The sequence below is a fragment of the Blautia sp. CAG:237 genome, assembly GCF_000436615.1.
Taxonomy (GTDB): domain Bacteria; phylum Bacillota; class Clostridia; order Lachnospirales; family Lachnospiraceae; genus Blautia_A; species Blautia_A intestinihominis.
Map to the genome: position 1 here is coordinate 1 of NZ_FR886710.1, position 10,527 is coordinate 10,527.

General features: G+C 46.7%; 8 protein-coding genes. All 8 read left to right on the plus strand.

Features of this window, described 5'->3' with window-relative positions:
- Positions 1-209: 209 nt before the first annotated feature.
- Positions 210-1,109 (plus strand): diacylglycerol/lipid kinase family protein, encoded by a 900-nt coding sequence (locus QZL69_RS03915; protein WP_118698110.1) that lies wholly within the window; start codon positions 210-212, stop codon positions 1,107-1,109.
- 46 nt (positions 1,110-1,155) lie between these two features.
- Positions 1,156-3,270, plus strand: coding sequence for a glutamine synthetase III family protein (locus tag QZL69_RS03920; protein ID WP_022213920.1), 2,115 nt, complete (start codon positions 1,156-1,158; stop codon positions 3,268-3,270).
- Positions 3,271-3,291: 21 nt separating this feature from the next.
- Positions 3,292-4,209: an AAA family ATPase gene (locus QZL69_RS03925; protein WP_022213921.1), complete on the plus strand. Its 918-nt coding sequence runs from the start codon at positions 3,292-3,294 to the stop codon at positions 4,207-4,209.
- Positions 4,202-5,995, plus strand: a complete 1,794-nt coding sequence (locus tag QZL69_RS03930) for a cobaltochelatase CobT-related protein (protein ID WP_022213922.1) — start codon at positions 4,202-4,204, stop codon at positions 5,993-5,995. The genes QZL69_RS03925 and QZL69_RS03930 overlap by 8 nt, the downstream gene beginning before the upstream one ends.
- Positions 5,996-6,144: 149 nt before the next feature.
- Positions 6,145-8,043: an OPT family oligopeptide transporter gene (locus QZL69_RS03935; protein WP_022213923.1), complete on the plus strand. Its 1,899-nt coding sequence runs from the start codon at positions 6,145-6,147 to the stop codon at positions 8,041-8,043.
- Positions 8,022-8,423 carry a PqqD family protein gene (locus QZL69_RS03940; protein WP_118251612.1) on the plus strand — a complete coding sequence of 134 codons (402 nt, stop codon included), beginning with the start codon at positions 8,022-8,024 and terminating at the stop codon, positions 8,421-8,423. The genes QZL69_RS03935 and QZL69_RS03940 overlap by 22 nt, the downstream gene beginning before the upstream one ends.
- 103 nt (positions 8,424-8,526) lie before the next feature.
- The gene (locus QZL69_RS03945; protein WP_022213925.1) at positions 8,527-9,390 is read left to right on the plus strand and encodes a YitT family protein; all 864 of its coding nucleotides are present in this window, start codon (positions 8,527-8,529) and stop codon (positions 9,388-9,390) included.
- 141 nt (positions 9,391-9,531) lie between these two features.
- A partial coding sequence (locus QZL69_RS03950; RefSeq protein WP_291518168.1) for a PucR family transcriptional regulator occupies positions 9,532-10,527 on the plus strand: 996 nt, incomplete at its 3' end.

Genomic DNA, 10,527 nt, shown 5'->3' on the forward strand with positions numbered 1-10,527 from the left:
GGTTCATACCCGTGGTGTCGAGGGTTCGAATCCCCCTCTCGCTACTTGAATCCCCTGAAATTCAGGGGATTTTTTTTGTATAAAAACACAGGATGTACAATAAATTTTTTTGGTGTCACCTGTCGAAAAATTTGCGTCTAGGAATTTCAAAAGATTTGTTGTATGATATAGAATGCGTAAGAAATCAAAAAGAAAGGGGACATCAGACCGTGGGAAAAAAAATGCTTTTTGTTTTTAATCCCAAAGCAGGAAAGGGCAGGATCAAGATGCACCTCCTGGATATCGTAGATATTTTCAGCGGACATGATTATGAAGTCATTATCCGTGCTACGCAGGCACCGCGTGATGCCTATGAAAAAGCCAAAGAATATGCAGATTCTGTTGATCTGATCGTATGCAGTGGAGGTGACGGCACTCTTGACGAAGTTGTTACCGGAATTATGGAAACAGGAAGCAATGTACCGATCGGATATATTCCTGCCGGAAGTACGAATGATTTTGCCAACAGTCTTTTTATGCCTAAGAATATGGTCAAAGCGGCAGAGATGATTACGAAAGAAGAACTTTATCACTGTGACATCGGCAGATTTAATCAGCAGACATTTGCATACGTTGCTGCTTTTGGACTTTTTACAGATGTGTCCTATGAGACAGATCAGGATCTCAAGAATGTTCTTGGACATGTGGCATACATTCTGGAAGGTGTAAAGCGTCTTTTTGACATCAAGTCTTATCATATGAAGGTTACTTCAGATGAACTTGAGGTGGAAGATGATTTTATCGTCGGAATGGTAACAAATTCCAGATCTGTAGGTGGATTTAAGAATCTTACCGGGAAGAATGTCGATATGAATGATGGACTCTTTGAGGTGACACTGATCGTGAATCCAAAGAATCCGCTGGAACTGCAGGAGATCATTACAGCTCTTGTAATGGCAGAGGACAATACGGATCTTGTATATTCCTTCAAGACCAGGAAGCTTACGATCGAGGCAGAAGAAGAAGTCCCATGGACTCTGGATGGAGAATTTGGCGGCGACCACAGGATCATAGAGATTGAGAACCGTCATAAGGCACTGAATCTTTATCTTAAGAGTACCAAAAATTAAACTGTCAAGAAACAATTAATAGAAATACAATCAAAGGAGAAACAGAATGTCAGATTACGTGAATGTAACAGAACTTTTTGGATGCGATGTATTCAATGATTCTGTCATGGAAGAACGACTCCCGAAGAAAGTTTACAAAGAACTCAAAAAAACCATCGAGGAAGGCAAGGAGCTTTCACCGGAAGTAGCAGATGTCGTTGCTCATGAGATGAAGGAATGGGCAATCGAGAAAGGTGCGACACATTACAGCCACTGGTTCCAGCCACTGACAGGTGTGACAGCAGAGAAGCACGATGCTTTTATCACAGCACCGAAGGAAAATGGCAAGGTTCTTATGAGCTTTTCAGGTAAAGAACTGATCAAAGGAGAATCCGATGCATCTTCTTTCCCGTCAGGTGGACTTCGTGCTACATTTGAGGCGAGAGGTTATACAGCGTGGGACTGCACTTCACCGGCTTTTGTACGTCATGATGCCGCAGGCGGCACACTTTGCATCCCGACTGCATTCTGCTCCTATACAGGAGAGGCACTGGACCAGAAGACACCGCTTCTCCGCTCTATGGAAGCAATCAATACACAGGCATTACGTCTCATCAGACTTTTTGGAAATACCACATCTAAGAAAGTAACTCCGTCTGTCGGTGCAGAGCAGGAATACTTCCTCGTAGATAAGGAAAAATGGCTTCAGCGAAAAGACCTTACATATACAGGAAGGACTCTGTTTGGAGCAATGCCTCCGAAGGGACAGGAGATGGACGACCATTATCTTGGAACCATCCGTCAGAGGATTTCCGCTTATATGAAAGAAGTCAACGAAGAATGCTGGAAACTGGGCGTGACAGCCAAGACACAGCACAACGAAGTTGCACCGGCACAGCATGAGCTGGCTCCGATCTATGCACCGGCAAACATCGCAGCAGACCATAACCAGATCATGATGCGCATCCTCAAGAAAGTAGCGAGCCGTCACGGTATGCGCTGCCTGCTCCATGAGAAACCATTCGCAGGAGTCAATGGTTCCGGTAAGCACAATAACTGGTCCCTGACTACAGATGACGGGATCAACCTTCTGGATCCTGGCAAGACACCGCATGAGAACATTCAGTTCCTTCTCGTCCTGACCTGTATCCTCAAGGCTGTAGATACACATGCAGACCTTCTCCGTGAGTCCGCAGCAGATGTCGGAAACGACCAGAGACTTGGTGGAAACGAAGCACCGCCGGCAGTGATCTCTGTATTCCTTGGCGAGCAGCTTGGTGATGTCCTGGATCAGCTTATCAGCACAGGAACAGCCACACACAGCAAGAAGGGAACCATCCTGGAGACAGGTGTCAAGACTCTTCCGGACTTCATGAAGGACGCAACGGACAGAAACCGTACTTCACCGTTCGCTTTTACCGGAAACAAGTTCGAATTTCGTATGGTGGGCTCCAGAGACTCTATCTCTGAATGCAACGTCGTACTGAATACGATTGCAGCCGAGGCTTTCAAAGAAGCCTGCGACCGTCTGGAAGCTGCCGAGGACTTTGATATGGCAGTCCATGATCTGATCAAGGAATACGCGATCGATCATCAGAGGATTGTATTCAACGGCAACGGATATGCTCCGGAATGGGCAGAGGAAGCGAAACGCCGCGGACTTCCGAACCTTCCATCCATGGTAGATGCGATCCCGGCACTCACCACAGATAAAGCTGTGAAACTGTTCGAGGAATTCCATGTATTTACCAGAACAGAGCTGGAATCCCGTGCAGAGATCCAGTACGAGATCTATGCAAAAGCGATCAACATTGAAGCCAAGACCATGATCGACATTACAACCAAGCAGATCATCCCGGCAGTGATCAGATATACGACTGTACTGGCAGATTCCATCAATGCCGTACAGGCAGTCGGTGCGATCGATGTGAGCGTACAGCTTGAACTTCTCAAGAAATGCTCTGCACTTCTCAAGAGCACCAACAGCGCAATGAACAAACTTTCTAAGGCAGTAGCCAAAGTTCCGGAGATCCCGGAGGGAAGAGAACGCGCCGTATACTGCAAGGACACCATCACAAAAGCAATGGAAGAACTGCGTACACCGGTGGATGAACTGGAAATGCTGGTTGACAAGGAAATGTGGCCGATGCCTTCCTACGGCGATCTGATCTTTGAAGTATAAGATTTTCGGGAGTACTTATAAATGGAAGAATTAAGATTTCTGGAGGAACAGAATGTTTCTCCAGAACTGATAAAAAGAGTCGAAGAATTCAGACAGGCTTATCCGGTAAAGGAAGAAGCAGCAGGAAGGATCACGAAACCTTCCATACCTTTCTATGGAAAGGAGATCCTGGAGATGGCGATCGCAGCCATCCTCCAGGGTCAGAACCTGCTCCTGACCGGACCGAAAGCGACCGGCAAGAATATCCTTGCCGAGAACCTGGCATATATTTTTAACCGTCCGTCTTACAATGTATCGTTTCACGTAAATACCAACAGTGGTGATCTGATCGGAACGGATACTTTTGAGGACAACGAAGTGAAGCTTCGCAAGGGAAGTATCTACCGCTGTGCAGAGTATGGCGGATTCGGTATCCTGGACGAGATCAATATGGCAAAAAACGACGCAGTTTCTGTGCTTCATGCGACACTGGACTACCGCCGTTCCATCGATGTGCCGGGATATGACAAGATAGACCTTCATCCGGCAGCGCGGTTTATCGGAACGATGAACTATGGATACGCAGGAACCAAGGAGCTGAACGAAGCTCTGGTTTCCCGTTTCCTCGTGATCGATATGCCGGCGCAGACAGAGGAAACACTTCGTTTTATTTTTAAAGAAATGTTCCCGGATGCAAAGGAAAAAGCCATTGAGCAGTTTACCGGACTGTTCCTGGATCTCCAGCTCAAAGCACTGAACAGTGAGATCTCCACGAAGGCGCTGGATCTTCGAGGACTTCTGGCGGCAATGAAGATCATCAAAGTCGGACTTTCTCCGTCCCTTGCAGTGCAGATGGGAATCGTGAACAAGACGTTTGATGTCTTTGAGAAGGAAATCGTGGAGGACGTTGTACATACGAGGATTCCGGCAGAATGGATCAGAGAGGATGTCTATGAATAAAGAAGAAACACTGGAAATAGAGGACAGCCGTCTGGAACTCGAGAACCGGATCCGAAATCTTCTGTGGACAGTCAGCGGTGATTATAAACTGGATATGAAACCGGATGTTTCACTTTTTCTCCGCTCGAAGGCGATCGCCCTTTATGACGGAATCAAACAGGGAGCCCTGGCAAGATTTTATGATAAAGATCTTCTGGGGCTTTATCTCGTCAAAAAAGTATTTCTGCAGGCTGACGAAGGCGAACTGACTGCTGTTGCACAGCTCTGCATCGAGGAGGCGATCGGAGAAAAGATCTGTGAGGAACGCCCGGGCATCCGGAACATGCAGAGAGAGGCTTTTGAGGATATTCTGGATCAGGAGTTCGAGAAGATGCCGTCACAGGCAGACTTTCTGGGAAGACTGAAGGTCGCGGTGCTCCGCAGGAGACTGGACGGAGGCGTATACAGAGTCGAACAGAAACTTCAGCCGTTTATGGATCTGGTGATCCGTTCCGGCGAGGCAGAGGATACGATGGAACTGATCCGCTGCATCGATGAACTGTATAATTCCATGATCGACCCGGCATTTGAACAGCGGCGAGGCAGTCTGGAACGTGTAATGGCGGTCACACTGGAAGAACTTACAGAATTTTCCTGGGAAGATTTTCTCTCTGAGGAGATGTATGAGGAAGCACTTGAGAGTTATGTCGAGAAACTGACGACCAACATGGCAGGCATGGAGGACCGCTCCGTGACAGAAGAGATGGAGCAGAAACGCCAGAAAAAGAAAAACATCACAGTAGTCACTCCCGAAATGCTGGAAAAAGCCTACACCTATGTAGAACTGAACTACGGCAGAACCTATTTAAGCGAAGCAGAGGAAAAAAAGATCAACTATCTGATGTGCCGGGGCGTTCACAGCGACTGCAGCCTTTATTTCACAGAGGGAGTCCTTAAGAATCCGGTAAAACGAAATTACCAGTATGAATACGCGAAGCGCCTGCGGAACAAGAATATCTGGCTGTACCATGACAAGCACCGTATCGTGAAGCGGAATATTTCTGTGCTGACAGATACACTCCGCAAATCTCTTGTCCTCAGAAGTGAGACACAGACAGTCCTTTCTGACCGCGGACAGATCGTACCATCGAGGCTGTGGCGGGTCGGACGAAGCCAGGATGCGAAACTTTTTGAAAGAGAGCTCAAGGCGGATGCGTCAGATTTCGTAGTGGATGTACTGATCGATGCGAGCGGTTCGCAGATGAGCCGGCAGGGAGAGGTGGCGCTTCAGGCATATATCATCAGCGAAGCCTTAAGCAATGTCGAAATCCCTCACAGAGTGATGAGTTTCTGCACATTCTGGGATTATACGATCCTTCACCGGTTCCGGGAATATGATGACCCGCGGTCAGCGAATGAGAATATTTTTAATTATGTAACATCTTCCAACAACAGGGACGGACTGGCGATCAAGACCGCCGGATACGGACTTCTCGCAAGAGAAGAGGAAAAAAAGATCCTGATCGTTTTGAGCGACGGCAAGCCTTACGATGTGCTGGTGAACCGTCCGAATGCGAGAAATCCGAAACCATATCAGGGAAAAGAAGCGATCGCGGATACCGCAACGGAGATCCGCCGTCTGAGGAATCTGGATGTCAGCGTCCTGGGTGTTTTTGCAGGAGAGGAGAAGGACCTTGCCACGGAAAAAAAGATCTTCGGCAAGGATTTTGCCTATATCCGTAATATCAAAAATTTCTCGAAGATTGTCGGAAGGTATCTGACAAAACAGCTGGAAACTGATGGATAATAGACAGAAATGTGCAAAATTTCCAAAAAGAGTTAAATAAGACGAACGAAAATATAAAAATTTCATAAAATCGCCCTTGCTAATACAACCAAAGTCGGTTATAATAGTCTGAGGTTCATATACCAATAAAAACAAGGGAGAGGAAATCAATGAACGAGAACAAAGAGTTCAAGCCGTATATTCCTGCTGAGAAAGTCACAGCAGAGATGACGGTAACATCAGTGATCATGGGTGTCATCCTTGCTATCGTATTTGGTGCTGCTAACGCGTACCTCGGACTTCGTGTCGGTATGACTGTTTCTGCATCTATTCCGGCAGCAGTTATTTCTATGGGTGTTATCCGTGTCATCATGAAGAAAAACTCCATTCTGGAGAGTAACCTGGTACAGACCATCGGTTCCGCCGGTGAATCACTTGCAGCAGGTGCTATCTTCACAATGCCTGCTCTTTTTTTATGGGCAGAAGAAGGTCTCTGTGACAAACCGAGCCTGGTTGAGATCACTCTGATCGCACTTTGCGGTGGTATCCTTGGTGTACTTTTCATGGTACCGCTTCGTAACGCTCTTATCGTAAAAGAGCACGCAACACTTCTCTATCCGGAAGGAACTGCCTGCGCAGACGTACTTCTTGCCGGTGAAGAGGGTGGAGCTAATGCATCTACTGTATTCTCAGGAATGGGACTTGCAGCAGTATTCAAATTTGTAGTAGACGGTCTGAAGGTGATCCCGGCAGACGTTTCTGCAGCATTTACATCCCTCAAGGGTGAGATCGGTATGGAAGTATATCCGGCACTTCTTGGTGTTGGTTATATCGTAGGACCGCGTATCGCATCCTTCATGTTCGTAGGTTCACTTGTAGGATGGATGGTCATCATCCCGATGATCTGTCTGTTCGGACCAGACACATGGCTGTATCCGGCAGCACAGGGAACTACAATCGCTGACCTGTATGCAAACGGCGGAGCAGCTGCAATCTGGAGCACATACGTTAAATACATCGGAGCTGGTGCTATCGCTACTGGTGGTATCATTTCCCTGATCAAATCCCTGCCGCTGATCATCAGCACATTCCGTGATTCCATGAAGAGCATGAAGGGCGGATCTGTTAAGGGAACAGCAAGAACTGACCAGGATCTTCCGATGAACTTTATCCTGATCGGAATCCTTGCAATGGTAGCTATCATCTGGGCTGTACCGGCTATCCCGGTTAACCCGCTTGGTGCACTCCTTATCGTAATCTTCGGATTCTTCTTTGCAACTGTATCTTCCCGTATGGTAGGTATGATCGGTAGCTCCAACAACCCGGTTTCCGGTATGGCGATCGCTACACTTCTGATTTCCACAATGGTGATCAAAGGAAGCGGACAGACTGGAATCGATGGTATGAAAGCAGCTATCGCTATCGGTTCTGTTATCTGTATCATCGCAGCTATCGCTGGTGATACTTCTCAGGACCTTAAGACAGGATTCCTTCTTGGAGCAACTCCTAAGACACAGCAGATCGGTGAGCTGATCGGTGTTGTTGCTTCCGGTCTTGCAATCGGTGGTGTTCTTTACCTTCTGGATGCAGCATGGGGATACGGCGGAGCAGAAGTTCCGGCTCCTCAGGCAGGACTTATGAAGATGATCGTTGAGGGTATCATGGGAGGAAACCTTCCTTGGACACTCGTATTCATCGGAGTATTCCTTGCAATCGGTATGGAAATCCTGAGAATCCCGGTAATGCCATTCGCAATCGGTCTCTACCTTCCAATCTACCTGAACGCAACCATCATGATCGGTGGTGTTGTTCGTATGCTGATGGATGGCAGAAAGAACGTTGATGAGAACACAAAGAACGATCAGGTTACAGACGGTACTCTGTACTGTGCTGGTATGATCGCCGGTGAGGGTCTTGTTGGTATCGCACTTGCGATCCTTGCAGTTGCAGGTGTCAGCCTGGATATCTCTGGTGTTGCTAACTTTGGTAACATCGGTGGTGTTATCCTCATGGTTATCATGATCCTTACACTGCTTAAATTCTCCTTATGGAAAAAGAAAAAAGCCTGATGAAAAAACAGAATAAAAAAAGCAAAAAAGAAGTTTTGGATATCAACTATCTGGATCTGATCCCGGTGCGCGCAGAGGAACTTCAGTGGTTTACAGACCGCAGGGACCGTATCGTGCTCAAAGTCGAGAATACAGGGTTGTTCAACAAGATTGCCCAGAAGGTATTCAACAAACCGCAGTTCACCAAGGTACATCTGGATCAGCAGGGGACATTTATCTGGCCTCTGATCGATGGAGAACGTACCGTTGCTGATATCGCAGCACTGGTCAAGGACGAGTTCGGGGAGGCAGCAGAGCCGCTTTATCCGAGGATCGTCAAATATTTCCAGATCGTTGAGAGCTATCATTTCATAAAATTTGCAAACAAGCCTTCCAAGTAGGGCACACTAAGAACGGGAAACAGCCAAATCGCTGTATCCCGTTCTTTTGGGTTAAGGGATACTTTATTACAGTACAGCGATAGGAGAGTAGAAAGGAGAACTTATGAAAATTACGGGCAAAAAACCATGGTATATGGAATATCTGCTGATCATCGTTGGAACCGCACTGATGGCAACCGCGATCACTTCCTGTTTTGATGCGGCAGGATTGGTAACGGGAGGCTTTTCAGGCATTGCAATCCTGGTCAAAGCAGGAACGAAGAGTTTATACGGAAATGGAATTCCTCTCTGGGTAACAAACCTTGTATTAAACATTCCGGTGTTTCTTCTCGCAGCCAAAATAAAAGGAGTTGCCTTTGTAAAAAAAGCACTTCTGGGAGATCTCTCTCTGACTGTCTGGCTGGCAGTCCTTCCGGCATGGAAACTGTCCGTAGATTTTCTTCTCGTGGCATTATATGGAGGTCTTTTGCAGGGTGTAGGGATCGGTCTTGTGTTCCTTGGGGGAGGAACGACAGGCGGGACCGATCTTCTTGCAGCAATCATCCAGAACTTTATGAGGCATTATTCGATCGCGCAGATCATGCAGTTTGTTGACGGAGCAGTTGTATTGGTCGGCATGTATGTATTTGGGGTAGAGCGTGCACTTTATGCGATCATTGCAGTATATCTCGTCACAAAAGTATCCGACGGCATCATCGAAGGTCTTAAATTCTCCAAATCTGTCTACATCATCACAGAGAAGCCGGATGAAGTTTCACGCATGGTAATGGAGGATCTTGACCGCGGAATTACCGGAATCTCTGCGAAGGGAATGTATTCCGGACAGGATAAACTGATGCTTTTCTGCGTAGTCGGAAAGAAAGAACTGGTACATCTCAAGGAAATGATCGATGAGATCGACCCGAATGCGTTCGTGATCGTTGGGGATGCGAGAGAGGTCCATGGCGAAGGATTCCTCGAAAAATAGCAAAAATAAACAAAAAGTTGTAAAAAAGTTGTGTTTTCCTCTTTTATTTTTGGTGATTTTGTATTAAAATATAGTAAATATTCAGGTTGATATGGGGATAGCAAGAGAAAACGCACAATAAGCGAGAAGGGATGTAGGCAGATGATATCAAATCAGGTACTTCAGAATACACTGGAAGGATTAAAGGAAATCTCCAGGACAGAATTCTGCATTATTGACACCGAGGGAAAGGTGCTCGCAACGACATTTTCAGATTTTTCAATACAGCAGGGAGACATCCAGGCATTTGTAGAATCCCAGGCTGACAGTCAGCTCGTCAAGGGATTCCAGTATTTCAAGGTCTGTGACGACTATCAGTTGGAATATATTCTGGTCGCTCATGGAGACGATGAGGACACCTATATGATCGGTAAACTGGCAGCGTTCCAGATCCAGAATCTGATCGTTGCATATAAGGAAAGATTTGACAAGGACAGCTTTATCAAGAACCTTCTTCTTGATAACCTGCTCCTCGTAGATATTTACAACCGCGCCAAGAAACTGCACATCGATGCAGATGTACGCCGTGCAGTCATGATTCTGGAACTTCAGCAGGAGAAGGATCACAGTTCCATGGAGAGCGTGAAGAGTTTCTTCGGCGGCAAGAGCAAGGACTTTATTACTGCTGTTGATGAGAAGAGCATCATTATCGTCAAGGAACTTGAGGAGGGAGAGGGATATGCAGACCTGGACAAACTGTCTCATGCGATCCTTGATACTCTCGGACTGAACCAGAACGAAGAAACACATATCGCATATGGAACGATCGTAAATGAACTGAAGGAAGTTTCCCGTTCCTATAAGGAAGCAAGAATGGCACTTGATGTAGGTAAGATCTTCTTTGGAGAGAAGGATGTCATCGCATACAGCTCTCTTGGAATCGGCCGTCTGATCTACCAGCTTCCAATTCCGCTGTGTAAGATGTTCATCAAGGAAATCTTTGAGAACAAATCACCAGATGACTTCGATGAGGAAACTCTGGTCACCATTGACAAGTTCTTCGAGAACAGCCTCAATGTTTCCGAGACATCCAGACAGCTTTACATCCACAGAAACACTCTGGTATACCGCCTGGACAAACTCCAGAAGAGCACAGGC